We start from the raw sequence: 19,010 nt of genomic DNA, 5'->3' as shown, positions 1-19,010 counted from the left end.
GTAAATAATATAGCAATTCTTTATTAAAAGTAAATAATTTATTGAAAAACGATAAATATTTAAGTAAATAGGCAGATAATATAAAAAAATACCGTTGGACTAAGTTGTTCAACGGTATTTTAAGACAGTTATTTCTTTTTATCTTTTTTCAGTTCTACATCAATTTCAAAAAGTCTGTTCCAGGGGAAAGAAATATCAAAATTACTTTTTTCTGTAAATTTATAACGTCCTGATAAATCTCGGCAAACGCCTAAAGCCAGATCGTGAACTGGTTTCTGATAAGGGCCGAGAAGGTAAACTGCATTTTTTTGATTTTTGCTTTCCAAAAATGCAGTAGCACTGCGTCGGGCATTGGCCTGATAATACCAGTCGTCTATAACTCTGATACGCATCAGTTTTTCAGCATCCGGTTTTGACATCTGCGGAGTCAGTATACCCTGACAAATGGCGAATCCAACGGTATTGTCCGCAGTATTCCAGCCATTATAGGCTGTCAGCTGTTCCAACTGCCCTTGTTTAGCCAGTTCGTTCATAAAACCATTATCAGCTCCGTTAGAATAAGCTACGTCGGCCAAAGATACCCGGTAGCCGTTATCCATAAGCTGCTTGAGCTGTTTGATATAGGCACGGTTTTGCGGTGAAGAGAAAAACTGATTGGAAGGAGCGGTAGAATCCATCATTATGCCGTCAAAGGGCGTGTTTAGTGCCAAAACAACGTCTGCGTTAGCGGCACTGGTAGCAGTACGTCCGTCTACTGCTAAAATCTGCTGTGGCACTGATTGCCCCAAGGTCATATCAGAATATTGCGGCAGCGTTCGCGGTCCCCAGCCATCTGCATAATAGGCGTAAACACGTGGCTGATAACGCTTCAGTTCGTTTCCGGCTCTGGTCAGCAGCAGCAGCCCGAGCTGGTCGACACCGGGGATTATCTGAAAAGTTCGCTGCGTAAGATCATAGGTTTCCTGAGTGAGCTTGCGTGCTTCCATATGGGTATGCGATAACGGAGCATTATCGTCCTTGCCGATTGCGAGAAAGTGAAAACGGTTGCTGCGGGTCATTTCCGTCAGCTTGCTGTTGATATTGAGATTTTTTTGGCGGCGTTCCAGCCAGTCCTGCAAATCTGCTTTAGGCAGGTTGGTAGACAAAGTTTTTTTCGTTAAAGCATCTTTGAGGCTGAGTCCAATCAAATCTTCGGAGTCACAAAGCTCGGAATAACGAAAAATAGCCGGACCGATTTTCGAATAATATGGAGGCTCAACAGCGCCAAAACTGGCGCGCGGAGTTCTCATCAAGGTAGAGAAAGCATAAAGCCGTACTGGGAACTGATCACGCAGTGTTTCGAGTCGCTGCAGACGCTGCTCTAAAACTGCCTGCGGTTCGTGATGAGTACGTGATGCAACCAGACCGCCGTAGATCAGACTGTCTGTGGAAATGACGGCAGCGTCTGCCTGAGGCGCACGGCTGACGAGCCATTTCCATAATTCATCAGGACTGCCGTTTCGATTATATGAAGCCAGATATTTATCAGGCGGAAGCAGCACTTTGTAACCCGCTGCTTCCATTGTTTTGGCAACATAAGAGGAACAGACAGGACGGTTATCCAAAGGTAAAAACAACAGAGTTTCTTTTTTGTTTTCTTCTGCCTGAGCCGAACTAAAAGATAGAAGCAGCAGGGAAAACAGCAGTATTTTTCTGAATGGATTATTCCAGATCTTCATCGGGGCATCTCCTAAAACTATTACTAATCTTAATATAATTATAAGGTAACGATATAAATTTGGCTACAAGAATTTTACAAATCAAAATTATTGACAATAATTATTGTTAAGTTTATAATTAATCATAGTCACATAATCAATCGGTTATGCGAAGGAAGAGGCTAACATATCTTTCCTGCAGAGAGAGGCGCCCTGGCTGTAAGCGCTTTGGAAAAATGATAGACCTTACCACCTTCAAACCACATTGCGGAACCTCTGCTCTGGCAGTTAGTATGCAGTGTCGTATGCCGGCGTTAACGGTACCGAGTGGACTTGCCAGCGGCAGGTCAATTAGGGTGGAACCGCGGTCAACTCCGTCCCTTTCCAGGGAACGGAGTTTATTTATTTTTAGGAGGCTAGTAAAATGGCAAATGTTAAAGTAACCTTAAAAGATGGCAGTGTAAAAGAAGTTGCTGCCGGAACGACATTGCTGGAAGTAGCAAAAGGTTTGTCGCAGAAACTTGGCAAACAGGCGCTTTTGGCTGTGGTAGACGGTGTGAATAAAGATTTGACAGATAAATTGGAGCATGATGCATCAGTTGAATTTGTTGTTCCTGAAATCTCTGAAGGACTGCATGCGATTCGCCATACGGCGGCACATATCATGGCCCAGGCAATTCAGCACTTGTTCCCCGATACTAAATTTGCTATCGGACCTGCTATTGCTAATGGTTTTTATTATGATTTAGACAGCGAGCATGTTTTTGTCCCGGAAGATCTGATTGCTATTGAAAAAGAAATGGCTAAGATCGTTAAAGCCAATCTTCCGCTTGTACGCAGTGAATTGCCGCGCAGTGAAGCGTTGAAAATGTTTGCAGACAAAGATGAAAAATATAAGGTCGAACTGATCAATGATCTGCCTGAAGATGCAGTTATCAGCACTTATACGCAGGGGGATTTCACAGACTTATGCGCAGGGCCGCATTGTCCGTCGACCGGCAGGGTAAAAGCTTTTAAACTGCAAAGTATTGCCGGCGCTTACTGGCGTGGTGATGAAAAAAATAAAATGCTGCAGCGTATCTACGGCACCGCTTTTCCTAGTAAGGAAGAACTGGACGCTTATCTGCATATGCTTGAAGAAGCTGCCAGACGTGATCATCGAAAACTTGGCAAAGAGCTGGATCTGTTCAGTATCATGGAAGAAGGTCCTGGGTTCCCGTTTTTCCATCCCAATGGCATGGTAATCCGCAACGAGCTGATCAATTATTGGCGTGAAGTGCACAGACGTTATGGTTATCAGGAAATCAAAACTCCGATGATCTTGTCCCGTAAGTTATGGGAGACTTCTGGACACTGGGACCATTACCGTGAAAATATGTATGTTACTGAGATCGACAACGAAGATTACGCTATCAAACCCATGAATTGCCCCGGTGGTATGCTGGTCTATAAAACTCATCCGCATAGCTACAGGGAATTACCGATCCGTGCCGGCGAGCTTGGACTGGTACATCGTCATGAATTGTCCGGTGCTTTGCATGGCTTGTTCCGTGTGCGCTGCTTTACGCAGGATGATGCTCATATTTTTATGATGCCGAGCCAGATCAAAGACGAGATCCAAAATGTTATTCGTTTATTTGACGAGGTTTATGCAACCTTTGGGCTGAAATATCATGCCGAGCTTTCGACCCGCCCGGAAGATTCAATGGGTGATGCCGAAACCTGGGAAACTACAACTAATGCTTTGAAGAGCGCAATGGAAGATTTTGGACTTGAATATGTGATCAATGAAGGCGACGGAGCTTTCTATGGCCCTAAGATCGACTTTCATCTGACAGATTCTATCGGTCGTACATGGCAGTGCGGCACTATTCAGCTGGATATGCTGCTGCCAGAAAAATTTGATTTGACCTATACCGGCGAAGATGGTTTGAAGCATCGTCCAGTTATGATCCATCGTGTGGTTTATGGTTCTATAGAGCGTTTTATCGGTATCCTGATTGAGAACTATGCCGGTGCTTTTCCTGCCTGGCTTGCTCCCTGCCAGGTGCGTGTAATGCCGATTACCGACAAGCATTATGAGTATGCTAAAAAATTGAGTGATGAAATGTTTAAATTGGGGCTGCGCGTTTATCTTGACGATCGTAACGAAAAAATCGGTTATAAGATTCGTGAAGCACAGCTGCAGAAAGTTCCGTATATGCTTGTTATCGGTGATAAAGAAGTTGAAGACGGTACAGTTGCTGTGCGCCGCCGCGGCGAAGGAGATATCGGAGCTATGAAGCAGGAAGATTTTATTGCCATGCTGCAAGAAGAAATTGCCGATAAAAAATAATCAGATATGAATGTCGTGCTAGATAAGTGGCAACGGAAATAGATAATAATTATTGAAAAAACGAATGAAAAGTGTTATAATATACCCAGTAAAAACGGCATTTTAAGCTGTTAAGGAGGATGTTATCATGAATAAAAAAGTTTATAAGGTTTTTAATGAACAAGTCCAGGCTGAATTGTATTCTGCATATATGTATCTTGCGATGAGCCTGGATATGGAAGCTAAAAATTATAAAGGTATGGCTAAATGGCTTTATCTGCAATATGAAGAAGAACGTGAACACGCTTTGCGCTTTGTAAAATTTATGCAGGACTGCGGTGTGCAGCCTCAGCTTCTGCAGATTGATATGCCGGCGGCTGATTACAGTACCCCTCTGAATTTGTTCAAAAAAGTTTTAGAGCATGAAAAATATGTTACTTCCCGTATTTATGATATGTATGAAGTAGCTTTGAAAGAAAAAGATTACGCGGCTCAAAGTTGTCTTAAATGGTTTATCGATGAGCAGGTAGAAGAAGAAGCCAATGCTTCTGAGATTGTTGAAAAGCTGGAAATGATCGGCGATAATATTTCCGGATTGTTTTATCTTGACGGACAGCTGGGAGCAAGAAAAGGTTAATAAATATGTTGACACAAAGTTAACATTATGATATTATATCCAAGTAACAAAGCAGAAGCCGCTCGCTTCTCACCTTGCAGCAAAAGCTCGACAGGGTCGGATATGATTTTCAGCGCGGGCAGTATTATCTGCTCGCGTTTTTTATTTAATTTTGGAGGTGAACGGTTATTAGCAAAGAAAGCTTGCGTATCAATGAAGAAATTCGGGCACGGGAAGTGCGCGTTATTGCCGGTGAAGGCGAACAGCTGGGTATTATGTCCGGTCGTGATGCTTTGCAGCTGGCGCAGGAAAGACATCTTGATTTAGTGGAGATCGCTCCTACAGCGAAACCTCCGGTGTGCCGGATTATGGATTACGGCAAGTATCGTTACGAGCAGCAAAAACGAGATAAAGAAGCTCGTAAAAAGCAAAAGACCTTTGATATCAAAGAAGTCAAATTGCGCCCCGGTATTGAGGATCATGACTTCGGCGTCAAATTCAAAAATGCAGTGCGATTCCTGGAAGACGGCGACAAAGTAAAAGTCACCATCATGTTCCGTGGCCGCGAATTATCGCATCCTGAGCTTGGCGAAGTGTTGCTCAAAAAAATGGCTGAACAGCTCAAAGACATGGCTGTCATTGAGCGTGCACCTAAATTAGAAGGCAGAAACATGATTATGATTGTTGCGCCTAAAGCTACCAAATAAGGAGGACTTAACAATGCCTAAAATGAAAACCCGCAGAGCTGCTGCTAAACGTTTTAAAAAGACTGGTACCGGTGAATTCAAACGTGCTAAAGCTTTTAAAAGCCATATTCTTGAACATAAATCTCCTTCCCGCAAGAGAAACTTGCGTAAGGCTGCACTTGTTCACAAAACTGATCATGAACGCGTAGCAAAAATGCTGCCGTACGCATAATAGATAAGGGAGGCTGACTATAATGGCAAGAATTAAAGTGGGCGTTACTGCTCATCGTCGTCATAAAAAAATCTTAAAACTGGCTAAAGGCTATCGCGGTTCTAAACATTTGCTGTTCAAAAAAGCTAATGAAACTGTTATGAAAGCTTTGAGCTATGCTCGTCGTGACCGTCGTGCTAAAAAACGCGAATTCCGTCGTTTGTGGATCGCTCGTATCAACGCTGCTACCCGTGCTAACGGCATGAGCTACAGCCGTTTCATGAATGGTCTGGCTAAAGCTGGTATCGAAATGAACCGTAAAGTTTTGGCTGATATGGCTATTTATGATGCAGCTGCTTTCACCAAACTGGTAGAAGCTGCTAAAGCTGCTCTGTAAGAATTACTGCTTACAGTACAAATGAATTGAAGTGCTGCTGCGGCGGCAATAAAAAACAGTGTAAGTCTTAGGACTTACACTGTTTTATTTTAAGTTGTTATTTAATGTTATTAAGGATAGTAACTAATTCACCAGCGCTGATATCACCGGCAACAGGAGTAATAATACCTTTGCCTGCGATTTTTACAGTGCCGCCCTCAGCATAGGCATTTTGAGTATTCTGACCTGCATGATAGATCGCTGCAAGATTGCCTGCTACGAAGTAAGAACGCTGCATACCGCTCATATTGCCTGCAGCAGCCGGTGTCATAAAGGTCTTTCCGTTAATTTTCACTTCGCCGCTGTTAGCGTCAACAGTAACTTTGCCGTTACTGTATTCGGTAAGCTTTTTGGAATAATTATTGCGGCGGTCGCTGTCTTTCGGATGAGTAGACGGGTTGAGTATGTCGCTGAGAACATCTTTTTTAGAGCTGTCGCTGGAGCTTTCGATAACTGCCTGCCAAACAGCTGCAGGAGCGCCTACATTATAACCGGCATCAGCCATATAAGTGAAGGCGATATTGTCAGCTTCCCATTCGTTGGGTTTGGTAACGCCGGTGTTTTTGGCATGGACTGCTACTACTTGTGCTGCCAGACCGTTAGCACCGCCGATTTCAGAGCCTACAGTTTTCATCACGAAGTCAACGGACATCTTTTTCTTTGCGCCTTTGATTGGATGTTCTTTCTGACCGTGTACAAGCTCATGGGCGATAACGGCAGCCAGTTTATCTTCATTGTAGTCCAGGAACCAGAAAGCGCCGATATTTACGGACATATTGTGCCCTAATGCACAGTAAGCATTGAAAAATTCCTGATTATTAACGAAATAATTATATGGTTTACTATTGATGGTTGCGTCGCTTTTGGCGATGGCCGGGGTCATACGCTGCATAATGCGGCCAAGCATGGCATTGGCATTATAATCGCTGTTGACGCCGTCTTCCTGTTTCAGGGCTTCGAACAGCTCATGGCGGCCTTCGTTATCATAATAATTCAGTGCCTTGTTGATTTCCTGCTGTTCCTTGGCGGCGCCTACGGCTTTGCCGGCAATACTGCCAAGGTTGATGGCTTCAGCCTGCTGTGGCAGAGTAAAGCTCAGTACTGATACGGCTAAAAGAGCCGCACCTACTATTATTTTAGATTTTTTAAACATTGATATCCCCCTTTGTGTATATTCTGTGAACTATTATAGCAAACAAAATGGTAAAAGCAAAGTTTTGTTTAAGGAATATTTTTAAGATAAAAAGAATTTTGCTTAATTTTTACGTCAGCAGTATAATTTAAGGTGAGTTTTTTATGAAGCAGTAGATAAAGACAAGATCTCTTTTGATGAAAATGAGGGAACCATATGGAACAGGTTTTAACTAAGGCACTGGCGTTTGTAGCCGTTATTGCCTTAGGTTATTTCTTAAAGAAGCGCGGCTTTTTTAAACCGCATGACTATGAACTTATTGCCAAAATAGTCTTAAATATTACGCTGCCATGTGCCGTTATTACCAGCTTTGCAGCTTTTAAAATGGATTATACGCTGTTTATATTGACTCTGATCGGTTTTTGTGGAAATTTGCTGATGATTGCCTGGGGATTTATATTGACGCGTTATCAGACGAATGCGGCAAAGATTTTTTACGTATTTAATCTGGCCGGTTATAATATCGGCTGTTTTACTTTACCGTTTGCACAAAGCTTTTTGGGCCCTTTCGCTGTAGTAGCTACTTGTATGTTTGATGTGGGTAATTCGATTATGTGTACTGGCGGAACTTATGCTCTGACCAGTGGGCTGGTGCATACGGGTGAAAAATACGAGCCTGTGAATCTGCGCAGTATAGCTGCTAAACTGCTGGGATCTGTGCCTTTTGTTGTTTATATGCTGATGTTGGTCTGTGCGGTACTACAGCTGCATTTACCTCAGCCTGTTTATACTCTTACTGGTCTTATCGGCGGTGCCAATACTTTTTTATCGATGCTGATGATCGGAATGATGTTTGAAATGACGTTGGATTTAGATAAGCTGAAGCAAGTGCGAGAGGTAGTGCTGTACCGTTATGTTTTTGGAATTGCCCTGGCATGGCTGTGTTTTTATCATGTGCCGCTGAGTGCAGAGGTCAAGGAAGTACTGACGCTGGTTTTTTTGGCGCCTTCTACGGCTATCGGCCCGATCTTTATTGCCAGAATGGGCGGTAATGTGGAACTGGCCGGTTTTGCTAATTCCATAACTATTGTGCTCAGTATTATTTTGATGACGCTGTTTTTTACATTTCTGCACATTTGATTTGTAATTAAATAAAGCGGTCTTTTAGTAAGCAAGTAAAATTGACAAGCATAAAGTAATGAGAGTAAACTTGATTTATATTCAATAAGTAATATTTAGCGGCTTTTGTCGGGATGGTGAAAAATTTGTTGTTTTTGATCAATTTATTGCACAAATGGTTAAAGCTGCTTAATCGCAGTTTGAATGGCAGCCAGATGGTGGCGTTTACTTTTGCCATGCTTATCTTATGCGGTTCCCTGCTGTTGATGCTGCCAATGGCCAGTGCTGACGGCAGTAGTATGCGTTTTATCGACGCTTTGTTTACAGCGACCTCTACTTCATGCGTAACAGGACTTGTTGTTGTAGATACAGGGCATTATTTTTCCTGGTTTGGAAAATTAGTGATGATCGTTCTCATCCAGATCGGTGGGTTGGGCATTATGACTCTGACCACCTTACTGAGCGTGGCGGTTGGTAAAAGGATCAATCTGAGAGAAAGGCTGTTTATTCAGGAATCGCTTAATCTGAATGAACCTTCCGGGGTAGTACGGTTGTCGTTAAATGTTGTTAAATACGCTTTGACGATCGAATTTATTTTTGGGACTATTCTGGCCTGGCATTTTTATTCTGCTTTGGACATGGGGCTTACAGGTATTGCCTGGGGTTACTGGCATGCTATATCGGCTTTTTGCAATGCCGGGTTTGACTTGTTTGGAGATTATGCCAGTCTGACAGGGCATTATAACGATATAACTCTGAATTTGTGTATTATGGCGCTGATAACCATCGGTGGTATTGGTTTTACGGTTTTGGATGATCTGCGTCGTAACCGGAAATGGAAGAAGCTGCGTTTGCACAGTAAAATAGTGCTGACGGCCAGCGCGATCCTGACTTTTGGCGGTACGCTGGTGATCTTGGCTTTGGAATATACGAATCCGGCTACTCTTGGCGGCATGCCCAACGAATTGGACAAATGGATGGCGGCTGCTTTTCAGGCGGTTACCTGCCGCACTGCCGGATTTAATACGATCGATTTGACTGATATGCGGGCCAGTTCTCTGTTTTTTATGGTTCTTTTAATGGGGATCGGTGCTTCGCCGACGTCTACTGGCGGTGGTATGAAAACGACAACTGTGCTCGTTCTGCTGGTATCGACGTGGGGACTTCTGCATGGCAGGCGTGATACGGTGCTGTTTGACAGGAGGATAGCTTCGGAAACAGTCGATAAAGCTTATAATGTTTTTACAGTTTGCCTGTTGTGGATGCTTGGAGCGTATTTTCTGCTCCTGATCTGCGATGGTGGGCTGCATCGGGCGGATTACGTTTTATTTGAAGTGGTTTCTGCATTTGCGACTGTTGGTCTGGGAGTTGGGATTACGCCAGACTGGAACGACTGGGGCAAACTGATTCTGGTTTTGACTATGTATGCCGGACGTATCGGCGTGCTGACCTTTGTTTTATCCTTCCTTCATTCTAAAGATGATAAGATCAGATATCCTTCGGAAAATATTATGATTGGTTAAAGGCGGTAACGATAATGATTAAAAAACAACGTGAAAAACAATATGCTGTTTTCGGGTTAGGACGTTTTGGTACGAGCGTAGCATTGACACTTAACGAACTTGGTTATCAGGTCATGGGTGTTGATACTGATGAAGATAATGTTCAGCGTCTGGCACATGAGCTGACTCATGTTGTAACGGCAGATTCTTCTGATGAACGTACGCTGCGTTCTTTGGGCGCTCAGAATTTTGATGTGGCAGTCGTGGCGATCGGGGATTTGGAAGCGAATATGCTTACGACCTTACTGCTTAAGGAAATTGGTGTTCCTGTGGTTGTCGTTAAAGCTATCAATCAGGTTCATGGAAAAATGCTCAAAAAAATCGGCGCTGATAAGATCGTTTATTCGGAACGTGATATGGGACAGCGTGTAGCGCATAACCTTATTTCCAACAGTATCGTCGATTATATCGAACTGTCTGATACCATCAGCTTGATGAGTATCACTGTGCCGCCAAGTCTGGCAGGGAAAAACCTGATCGAATCCAATCTGCGCAGCCGCTATAATGTCAATATCGTGGCGATTAAGCACGGCAGTGAAACTCTGGTCAATCCCGATCCCAAAATGGTACTTAACCTCGGCGATGAAATGATCATTATCGGTGAGCATAGTAATATTAAAGCACTGGAGGAAGTGGTCTGATGAAAGAACTGAGCAGCGTAAGTAATCCGATCGTTAAAGCTGCCGCAGAGCTGAAACAAAAAAAATATCGGACAGAACAGCAGGCTTTTTTAGTGGAGGGAATGCGATCGGTGGAGGAAGCTGTAAACTGTGGCATAGTGAAACAGCTTTTTGTGCTTAAAGGAAGTAAAACTGCTTCGGCAAGGCAGACCGCTATTATAGCAGCGGCTGCGGCAGAAGGAGTTGAATTGTATGAGGTTACCGAACCTGTAATGAAAAAAATTGCCGATACAGAAACGCCGCAGGCTCTGACTGCCGTTGTTGCCAGACAAAGTGCGGCCTTAGAGGAACTGGCTGCTGCCGGTGGTATTGTGCTCGTATTAGACCGCATCGGCGATCCTGGTAATCTGGGAACGATGATTCGTACTGCTGATGCGGCAGGTATCAGCGGCGTAGTACTACTGGCTGGCTGTACTGATATTTTTGCACCGAAAGCAGTACGTTCTACAATGGGATCACTGCTGCATATACCGGTAGCTGAAGGTATATGCGAAGCAGACTTTATCAGCTGGGCACGTAAGAACGGTTATGAAATAACGGTAACTTGCCTGGAAAATGCAGACAGTTTATATCAAACAGATTTACAGGGCCCGGTAGCAGTTGTTGTCGGCAGCGAAGCAGAAGGTGTTTCAGACGGCTTGCTGGAAGCAGCCGTAAAAAAAGTTTTTATTCCGATGGAAGGGCAGGCCGAATCGTTGAATGCTGCTGTGGCAGCTGGAATCGTTATGTTTGAATGTCTGCGGCAACGGCTTGCAGGTAAAGGCAAGTTGTGATAAAATAAGTAACGTCAATTGAATACGCCCCATTTTTTCGACACTATGACCGAGAGAGTACGCCAGACGTGCGACACAGAGAGCGAGGCCACGGCTGCAAGCCTTGCGATACACTAAAGCGGAAGTTCACTCGTGAGTGTTTGCGCTGAAGGCTTTGGTTTGTAGGCGCAACGTCAGTCGCGTTAAGACAGCAGAGTACAAATTAGGGTGGTACCGCGGAAGCATAACTTTCGCCCCTTACCAGGGGCGGGAGTTTTATTTTTTTATAGGAGGAAGAATATGAGAGAAGAATTGCAGGCACTTAAGGAACAAGCGCTGGCAGAGCTGGGAGCAGTAACGACTCCAGACGAACTCAAAGATTTGCGCATCAAATATTTGGGTAAAAAAGGCCCGATGACAGAAATTCTGCGCGGTATGGGCGCACTGCCGGCAGAGGAAAGACCGAAAATCGGACAAATCGTCAACGAAGTAAAAAGCGCCTTGGAAACGGCTATCAATGCCAAAACCGAGGTTTTAGAAGCAGAGTCCTTAAAAGCAAGGCTGGCAAATGAAAAAGTGGACATTACTTTGCCTGGACGCACACAAAACTGCGGGCATCTGCATCCGGTGACACTGACACTGCGCGAGATCAAAAAGATTTTTATGCGGATGGGGTTTGATGTTATGGAAGGCCCTGAGATAGAAAGCGATTATTATAACTTTGAAGCTTTGAACCTGCCGCAGGATCATCCGGCACGGGATATGCAGGATACATTTTATATTACTGAAAAATTTTTGCTGCGTACCCAGACTTCACCTGTGCAGGCTCGTACAATGCAGGCCTGTGAGCCTGACACACCGATCAGGATGATCGCCCCTGGAACAGTTTACCGCAACGATTATGATGCTACTCATTCTCCGATGTTTCATCAGGTAGAAGGTTTGGTACTTGGTGAAAATATCAGCCTTGCTGATTTAAAGGGTACGCTGGAAACCTTTTGTAAAGAGATGTTCGGCGGCAGTGTGGAGATACGCTTGCGTCCCAGTTATTTCCCCTTTACGGAACCAAGTGCCGAAGTAGATATTTCCTGCGTTATCTGTGGCGGCAAAGGCTGCCGCGTCTGCAAGAATTCAGGCTGGCTCGAGATTTTGGGTTCAGGTATGGTTCATCCCAATGTGCTGCGGATGAGCGGTTACGATCCGGATAAAATTAATGGTTATGCTTTTGGAATGGGTGTTGAACGCATCGCTATGCTTAAATACGGCATTGACGATCTGCGCTTATTCTTTGAAAATGATTTGCGGTTTATCCGCCAGTTCAAATAAGGAGGAAGATTATGTTAGCATCTATTGACTGGTTAAAAAAATATGTTGATATTAATGTCACTCCTGAAGAGTTGGCTGAAAAACTGACACGCGTAGGTTTGGAAGTTGAAAGTGTGAACTATCTGGGAGCGGGGTTGGAAGGCGTTGTTACCGGCAAAGTAACACAGATTGAGCGGCATCCTAATTCTGATCATTTGTGGATTTGTATGATGGATTACGGCAGCGGTGAGATCGTACAGATTCTGACTGGTGCGCAAAATGTCCATCAAAACGATATCGTACCGGTTGCAGTTGTTGGGTCGCAGCTTCCCAGTGGGATGAAGCTTAAAAAAGCAAAAATGCGCGGGCTTGATTCTTTTGGAATGTTGTGCAGCGCTGAAGAGCTGGGCATTGATGCTAAGCTTTTGTTGCCGGAACAGCGCAATGGTATTTTCATCCTGCCGCCGGATACACCGATTGGCGTGGATATAAAAAAGATTTTGGGACTGGATGACGTGGTGTTGGATATTGACCTGACCGCCAACCGCGGTGATTGTACAAATATCATTGGTCTGGCACGTGAAGCTGCTGCTGTTTTGGGTACGGAATTCAGAATGCCAGATATGAGCGTACAGGAAACTGCCGGCGGCAATGCTGCCGAAATGGCGAAAGTAGATGTGCAGGCGGCAGATCTGTGCAGTCGTTTTGCTGTGCGGATATTGAAAAATATTAAAATCGGTCAGTCGCCGGAGTGGATGCAGAAACATCTGCGTGCCTGCGGTATGCGCCCCATCAGTAATGTTGTCGACGTGACTAACTATGTAATGCTTGAATTAGGGCAGCCGATGCATGCCTATGATTATGACAGGGTCAGTGGACATACGCTGATCGTTCGGCGTGCTGCTGAAGGTGAGAAGCTGGTGACGCTGGATAATCAGGAGCGGAGTCTTGATTCCAGCATGATCACTATTGCTGATACTGAACATGCGGTAGGCCTGGGCGGTGTTATGGGTGGTTTGGAAACAGAAGTTACTGTCGATACCGTAAATGTTATGTTAGAGGCCGCTACTTTTAACGGACCTTCGATTCGCCGTACTTCGAAAGCATTGGGATTACGCAGCGAAGCGTCAGGGCGCTTCGAGCGCGGTGTTGATACCGTGCTGACTCATAATGCGCTTAATCGTGCAGCACATTTGCTGGAACAGATGGGTGCCTGCGAGACTGTCTGCGGTATCGTAGAAGCTTATCCGACTGAGGCGCAGCCGGCTGTTGTTAAAGTTAATCCGTCTGCTATCAATACCCGCATTGGTGTAGAGATAGAGACAGGGGAAATGATTTCTATTCTGCAGAAGCTTCAGTTCGAAGTACATGAGGAAGGAGAAGATCTGATCGTTACAGCGCCCAGCTGGCGTTATGATGTGACCTGTGATGCTGATATCAGTGAAGAGATCGCGCGTATGCATTCGTATGACAAGATTGCCTCACATATGCCTGCGCTGCCTTTGGTACAGGGGCGTCAGGATGTGATTGAGGACGTACGCGACAGTGTGGAGGATTATTTGGCTTCGGTCGGACTGAGTGAGGTTATGACTTACAGTTTTATCCATCCATGTTCTTTTGACAAGCTGGAATTACCTGCAGATGATGAACGCCGTCGGTTTATTGAAGTAATGAATCCGATCAGCGATGAATTCAAAGTTATGCGCACTACTTTAGTACCAAGCATTTTAAGTACAGTTGCTTATAATTTGGCACGTCAAAGTGAAAGTGTCAAAATTTTTGAAGTCGGGCGCACTTATCTGCCGAAAGCGCTGCCTTTGACAGAGTTCCCGGTTGAAAAGCGTGTATTGTGCGCTGCAATGAGCGGTAAACGTAATGTGTTAAACTGGACTGAGGGAAAAGATAATGTAGACTTTTATGATATGAAAGGTGTCGTAGAAGGGCTTTTGAGCAAATTACAGGTCACTGATTACAAGCTGATACTGGCAACACAGCCATATCTGCATCCGGGAAAGAGCTGCGCAATCGAATATCAGGGAGAGCTGATTGGTTATTTCGGTGAAGTGCATCCCACGGTTGCTGCTAACTTTGAACTGAGCAGTGAAACCTATGTTCTGGAGCTGGCAATCGAACCTTTGGTCGCTGCTGCTGTTAAGGTGCCTAAATATAAACATCTGCCTAAATTCCCCGGTACTTCGCGTGATATAGCTGTCGTTGTACCGTTGGAAGTAAGTATGCGCGAGCTTGAAGGCGTGATTCGTGCTAATGCAGGCGAGCTTTTGGCTGATGTAAAGGTGTTTGATGTGTATACCGGTAAGCAGGTAGCAGGCGGCTGTAAATCCATGGCCTTTAATCTTACTTTCCAGGCCGGTGATCGTACCTTGACTGATACGGAGATAGATACGGTAATTAAAAATGTAGTTGATAAAGTAGGAGAAGAATATAAAGCTAAATTAAGAGCCTGATAAATGATTTTTTAACAGCCCTTTATAAATAAGGGCTGTTTTTTCGTAAATAATAAAACTGCATCGGCTATCGTCAAAGGTGTTATAATGGAATTGTATGAAAGAAGGTGCATTTTATGAAAATCATTGACGCGCATATGCATTATTATGATATAGACAAGTTTTATGAGGTCGCAGAAAATGCAGGACATGAAAATACTGCGGCTTGTTGGCAGCAGATATGCCAAGAGAATAATATTGTTTTTGCTGTGGCGATGGGTAATTCTGAAGATGCGCCCAGTCGTTACGGCGGCAGTACACCGAGACTGATTAATCTAAGTGGTCCTTTTGATGAGAAAAATTATAACCAGCCTCTTTCAATGGGGTATTGTTTAGGCGTCAAAAGTGAAGATATTACACTGGCAAATGCTGAAAAAACAGCTCAGGAATTTGAGCACTATCTGAGTGATCCTCATTGTCTGGGCATAAAGTTTTATCCAGGTTACCGGCCTGTATTTATTTATGATGAACGTCATTATCCGCTGTTTGAATTGGCCCGGCATTATAATGTGCCTGTGGCAGTGCATACAGGCGATACAGCAACGCCTGCTGCTAAACTGCGTTATGCCCACCCGTTGACGGTGGATGAGGTAGCTGCGGATTTCCCGGACGTGCAGTTTGTTATCTGTCACTGCGGAAATCCATGGCTGCTTGACGCAACTGAGGTGGCTACGAAAAATGATAATGTAGCTGTAGATCTGTCCGGTTTACTGGAAGGAATACCGGGGCCGCATTTTTATAGGCAGAATCAGGGTTATTTTGATTATTTGGGTATGTGGCTGCGTTATATGAACCGCTGGGACAAATTGATGTATGGCAGTGATTGGCCGTTAATCAATATTCCTGATTATATAGCGATAATGCGTCAACTGATCCCGGAAGAACATCAGGAAGCATTTTTTTACAGCAATGCTTTGCGGGTTTATAGTCGTATACAGAAAATTTTATAAAATCTACAAAAATCCTATTTGCGTATGCAAATAGGATTTTTTTGTATTAACGTAGATTTTACAAGGGTTTGTTAATATTTATGAGTGCTAAATTATGAAGAATGTGGTATAATATATACGTTTTTTTATGAGCTTTTTTGAGTTTTGAATGTGAGGTAGATGGGAATGGAACTTATATATATAACGCTTGCTGTGTATGGTATGGGTGCCGCTACGGCACTGTTTCCTAAAAAAATGGAGATGGCGGCACATTACTGTGCGGTTTTGGCAGCAGTATTTGGCAGCGGAGCTCTGCTGTATCAGTCTGCGGCTTATCTGATGCAGGGAAGTGGGAGCCTGCTGAGCGGCAGCTGGGCATTTTTTACTTTCAATGCTGATCGGTGGAGCGCAGTTTTTTTATTGATTACGGGCTTGGCAGGAACAGTGACGAGCATTTATGCTTGGGGTTATGCGAAAAGCTATCTGGGTAAAAGGCTGAGACTTTTGGGAGGACTCTGGAATGCATTTTTGCTTTCTATGGTGCTGGTTTTACTGGCTGCTGATGTTTTCAGTTTTTTACTGGCTTGGGAGCTGATGGCCGTAGTAAGCTTTCTGCTGGTCAACCACGAAGCTGAAAAAAAAGCTGCACATAATGCAGCGTATCAATATTTGGTTATGACCCATATCGGAACAGCGGCAATCATGATTGCTTTTTTGATGATAGGCAGTCAGGCAGGGTCTTTAGATTTTGCTGTGCTCGGTCAGGGAGTGTTGAGTGATAATGTTCGTAATGCGGCGTTTATCACTGCTTTTGCCGGTTTTGCATTAAAAGCGGGGTTATTGCCGCTGCATGTGTGGCTGCCTAATGCGCATCCTGCTGCACCAAGTCATGTTTCGGCGCTGATGAGCGGCGTTATGCTGAAAATAGCCTTATATGGTTTCGGACGTTTTGTTTTTCAGTTTCTTGGCCCGACAGAATTCTGGTGGGGGGCTTTTGTGCTGGTGGTAGGTCTGCTATCAGCAGTTTTGGGTGCTTTATATGCACAGATGGAAAAAGACATCAAAAGGATCTTAGCATATTCATCTGTAGAAAATATGGGGATTATTTTCGGAGCTTTTGGTTGTGGGATGGTACTTATGACAACGCCACGGCATGACTATGCATTAATTGGTTTTTTGGCCGCTGTTGTACATTCCTTGAACCACTCGGTGATGAAATCACTGTTGTTTATGTCGGCAGGGGCTGTAATGCATGCTACCGATAGTAAGGATATTGAAAAAATGGGTGGCTTGGGTAAATTGATGCCATGGACTGCGGTTTTTACACTGGTAGGTTCGATGGGCTTGTCTGCCCTGCCTCTGACAGGTGGTTTTGTGGGGGAGTGGCTCGCACTGCAGAGTTTTGTTACTTTGGCCGGCAGCAGTGAAGGACAGGGGCTGCGGCTTTTAGGAGCACTGGCTTTTGTTCTGTTCGGTTTAGCAAGTGCTTTAGCAGTTGGTTGCTTTGTGCGTCTTTATGGAGTAGTTTTTTTGGGCCGGAATCGAAGCAGGCTCGTAGAACGTGCTCACGAAAGCGATTGGTCGATGCGTTTGGGAATGGGGTTGGCGGCAATATTGGTATTGCTGCTTGGTATTGTCCCGGGGCCGGTAGTTGCTGTGCTGCAAACGGCAGTGCAGAACCAGCAAACTCTTTGGCGCAGTTTTGCAGATATGCAGAAGGTTTGGTGGTTTGGCAGCGGAAGTTATGCAGTTTATGCACCGTTACTGCTATTGACAGTATTGTCGGTTGTTTTACTGGCTGTGGCCCTTATGACCTGCGGCGATAAAAGCTTTGTTCATCGTGAAGTTACTTGGAACTGCGGTACTTATCCTACAGCGCGCCAGCAATATTCAGCTACTGGTTTTTCCAAGCCGCTCCGCCGGGCTTTTGATTTTTTGCTGAAGCCAAAGCGAACGGCAACCTATCTGAAAAAGGGTAATCCGTATTTTGGGCGGCAGCTGGAATATAAATTATCGATCCCGGATCAGTTTACAGAAAAGCTATATGTACCGATTCAGCACTATATGGTCTGGTCTGCTTCTTTTCTGCGTCGTATTCAGCAGGGCAGCGTACGTCTGTATATCAGTTATGTAATGGTGGCTATGCTTTTGGTTTTGATTTGGGGGGCGATGTAAATGGCTATGCATATTTATGATTTGGGCTGGATGCTGGCACAAGTGTTGCTGCTTTTGTGCAGCGCTCCTTTAGTTGCCGGTATCATAAAAAAAGTGAAAGCCTTGCTGCAGAATCGTATCGGTTCCAGTATTTTCCAGGAATATTTCGATCTTTATAAATGGTGGCAGAAGCCTACAATACTTACGCCTTATACCAGTCTGGTTTTTATTATTGCGCCGCTGGTATATTTTGCCAGTGTAGTAGTGGCAGCGGCGATGCTGCCTAACTTTTTTGGAACTCAATTCAGTTTTGGAGATGTCTTTGTTTTTATTGGCGTTCTAACGCTGGGGCGCTTTTTTATGACTTTATCGTCTCTGGATACGGCTACGGCGTTTGGCGGCATGGGCGGATCTCGTGAAATTTATATTTCTGTTTTAGCAGAACCTGTAATTTTGCTGGCTGTACTGGTGAATGCGCTGCGCAGTGGCAGCACAACTTTAGCGGGAATGGCGCTTGATTTTCAGGCGGTTTATTTAAGCGTAGCCAGCGTGCTGACATGTATTGCTTTCTTTTGCCTGCTGCTGGCTGAGAATGGAAGAATTCCTGTCGATAATCCTGATACGCATTTGGAACTGACAATGATTCACGAGTGTATGCTCCTTGAATATTCCGGACGGTTGCTGGCAGTGATCCATTGGGCAAGCATGCTGAAAACATTAGTATTTTTGGTCTTGTTTTCGTTGTTGTATCTGCCGCTTTCACTGCCGCTGGCAGTGAAAGTGCTCTTGGCAGCGACAGCGGTAAGTGTTATGGAAACTCTGAAGAATAAAATGCGTCTGTTCAAAGTTCGCGTATATCTGGCCGCAGCCGGTATTTTACTGCTGCTGGCAATTGTAGCGCAGTAAGGAGGGG

General features: G+C 44.5%; 16 protein-coding genes and 2 other annotated features. Of the genes, 14 read left to right on the top strand and 2 right to left on the bottom strand.

What is annotated here, in order from left to right:
- Nucleotides 1–128 precede the first annotated feature (128 nt).
- Nucleotides 129–1,718: a DUF4127 family protein gene (locus C8D73_RS02600; RefSeq protein WP_113077213.1), complete on the bottom strand. Its 1,590-nt coding sequence runs from the start codon at nt 1,716–1,718 to the stop codon at nt 129–131.
- 137 nt (nt 1,719–1,855) lie between these two features.
- Nucleotides 1,856–2,082, top strand: a binding site (T-box leader).
- A 39-nt stretch (nt 2,083–2,121) separates the two neighbouring features.
- Between C8D73_RS02600 and thrS the strand changes: the two genes are divergently transcribed.
- The 5 genes from thrS to rplT all read left to right on the top strand — a co-directional run bounded on the left by thrS (nt 2,122) and on the right by rplT (nt 5,921).
- Nucleotides 2,122–4,032 (top strand): threonine--tRNA ligase, encoded by a 1,911-nt coding sequence (thrS, locus tag C8D73_RS02595; protein WP_113077212.1) that lies wholly within the window; start codon nt 2,122–2,124, stop codon nt 4,030–4,032.
- A 127-nt stretch (nt 4,033–4,159) separates the two neighbouring features.
- On the top strand, nt 4,160–4,648 hold the full coding sequence (locus tag C8D73_RS02590) for a ferritin (protein WP_211305766.1): 489 nt from the start codon (nt 4,160–4,162) through the stop codon (nt 4,646–4,648).
- 43 nt (nt 4,649–4,691) lie between these two features.
- Nucleotides 4,692–4,798, top strand: a sequence feature (ribosomal protein L20 leader region).
- A gap of 32 nt (nt 4,799–4,830) precedes the next feature.
- Nucleotides 4,831–5,334 (top strand): translation initiation factor IF-3, encoded by a 504-nt coding sequence (gene infC, locus C8D73_RS02585; protein ID WP_021718885.1) that lies wholly within the window; start codon nt 4,831–4,833, stop codon nt 5,332–5,334.
- A 13-nt stretch (nt 5,335–5,347) separates the two neighbouring features.
- The gene (rpmI, locus tag C8D73_RS02580; RefSeq protein ID WP_021718884.1) at nt 5,348–5,545 is read left to right on the top strand and encodes a 50S ribosomal protein L35; all 198 of its coding nucleotides are present in this window, start codon (nt 5,348–5,350) and stop codon (nt 5,543–5,545) included.
- Between the two features lie 22 nt (nt 5,546–5,567).
- Entirely contained in the window at nt 5,568–5,921 is a 354-nt protein-coding gene (gene rplT, locus C8D73_RS02575; protein WP_021718883.1) for a 50S ribosomal protein L20, read from the top strand.
- Nucleotides 5,922–6,018: 97 nt separating this feature from the next.
- On the opposite strand, the gene C8D73_RS02570 is transcribed toward rplT, so the two are convergent.
- Nucleotides 6,019–7,113 (bottom strand): M48 family metallopeptidase, encoded by a 1,095-nt coding sequence (locus C8D73_RS02570; RefSeq protein WP_021718882.1) that lies wholly within the window; start codon nt 7,111–7,113, stop codon nt 6,019–6,021.
- Between the two features lie 195 nt (nt 7,114–7,308).
- Here C8D73_RS02570 and C8D73_RS02565 point away from each other — a divergent pair, with 195 nt between their 5' ends.
- From C8D73_RS02565 to C8D73_RS02525, 9 genes are all read left to right on the top strand, one after another.
- The gene (locus C8D73_RS02565; protein ID WP_113077210.1) at nt 7,309–8,232 is read left to right on the top strand and encodes an AEC family transporter; all 924 of its coding nucleotides are present in this window, start codon (nt 7,309–7,311) and stop codon (nt 8,230–8,232) included.
- A gap of 113 nt (nt 8,233–8,345) precedes the next feature.
- Nucleotides 8,346–9,734, top strand: a complete 1,389-nt coding sequence (locus tag C8D73_RS02560) for a TrkH family potassium uptake protein (protein ID WP_113077209.1) — start codon at nt 8,346–8,348, stop codon at nt 9,732–9,734.
- 14 nt (nt 9,735–9,748) lie between these two features.
- A complete protein-coding gene (locus C8D73_RS02555) occupies nt 9,749–10,414 on the top strand; it encodes a potassium channel family protein (RefSeq protein WP_021718879.1) in 666 nt (221 codons plus the stop codon).
- Complete coding sequence (locus tag C8D73_RS02550) at nt 10,414–11,226, top strand: TrmH family RNA methyltransferase (RefSeq protein ID WP_113077208.1); 813 nt, start codon at nt 10,414–10,416, stop codon at nt 11,224–11,226. Before C8D73_RS02555 ends, C8D73_RS02550 begins: the two co-directional genes overlap by 1 nt.
- Before the next feature lie 279 nt (nt 11,227–11,505).
- A complete protein-coding gene (pheS, locus tag C8D73_RS02545; protein ID WP_021718877.1) occupies nt 11,506–12,531 on the top strand; it encodes a phenylalanine--tRNA ligase subunit alpha in 1,026 nt (341 codons plus the stop codon).
- Between the two features lie 11 nt (nt 12,532–12,542).
- Entirely contained in the window at nt 12,543–14,975 is a 2,433-nt protein-coding gene (gene pheT, locus C8D73_RS02540) for a phenylalanine--tRNA ligase subunit beta (protein WP_113077207.1), read from the top strand.
- A 116-nt stretch (nt 14,976–15,091) separates the two neighbouring features.
- Entirely contained in the window at nt 15,092–15,964 is an 873-nt protein-coding gene (locus C8D73_RS02535) for an amidohydrolase family protein (RefSeq protein WP_021718875.1), read from the top strand.
- A 165-nt stretch (nt 15,965–16,129) separates the two neighbouring features.
- Nucleotides 16,130–18,118, top strand: coding sequence for a proton-conducting transporter transmembrane domain-containing protein (locus C8D73_RS02530; RefSeq protein ID WP_249033571.1), 1,989 nt, complete (start codon nt 16,130–16,132; stop codon nt 18,116–18,118).
- Nucleotides 18,119–19,003 (top strand): respiratory chain complex I subunit 1 family protein, encoded by an 885-nt coding sequence (locus C8D73_RS02525; protein ID WP_021718873.1) that lies wholly within the window; start codon nt 18,119–18,121, stop codon nt 19,001–19,003.
- Nucleotides 19,004–19,010: the final 7 nt, after the last annotated feature.

It is taken from the genome of Phascolarctobacterium faecium DSM 14760, from assembly GCF_003269275.1.
Taxonomy (GTDB): domain Bacteria; phylum Bacillota; class Negativicutes; order Acidaminococcales; family Acidaminococcaceae; genus Phascolarctobacterium; species Phascolarctobacterium faecium.
Note: the sequence above shows the minus strand (reverse complement) of the source record. Positions and strands in the feature narration are given on the sequence as shown.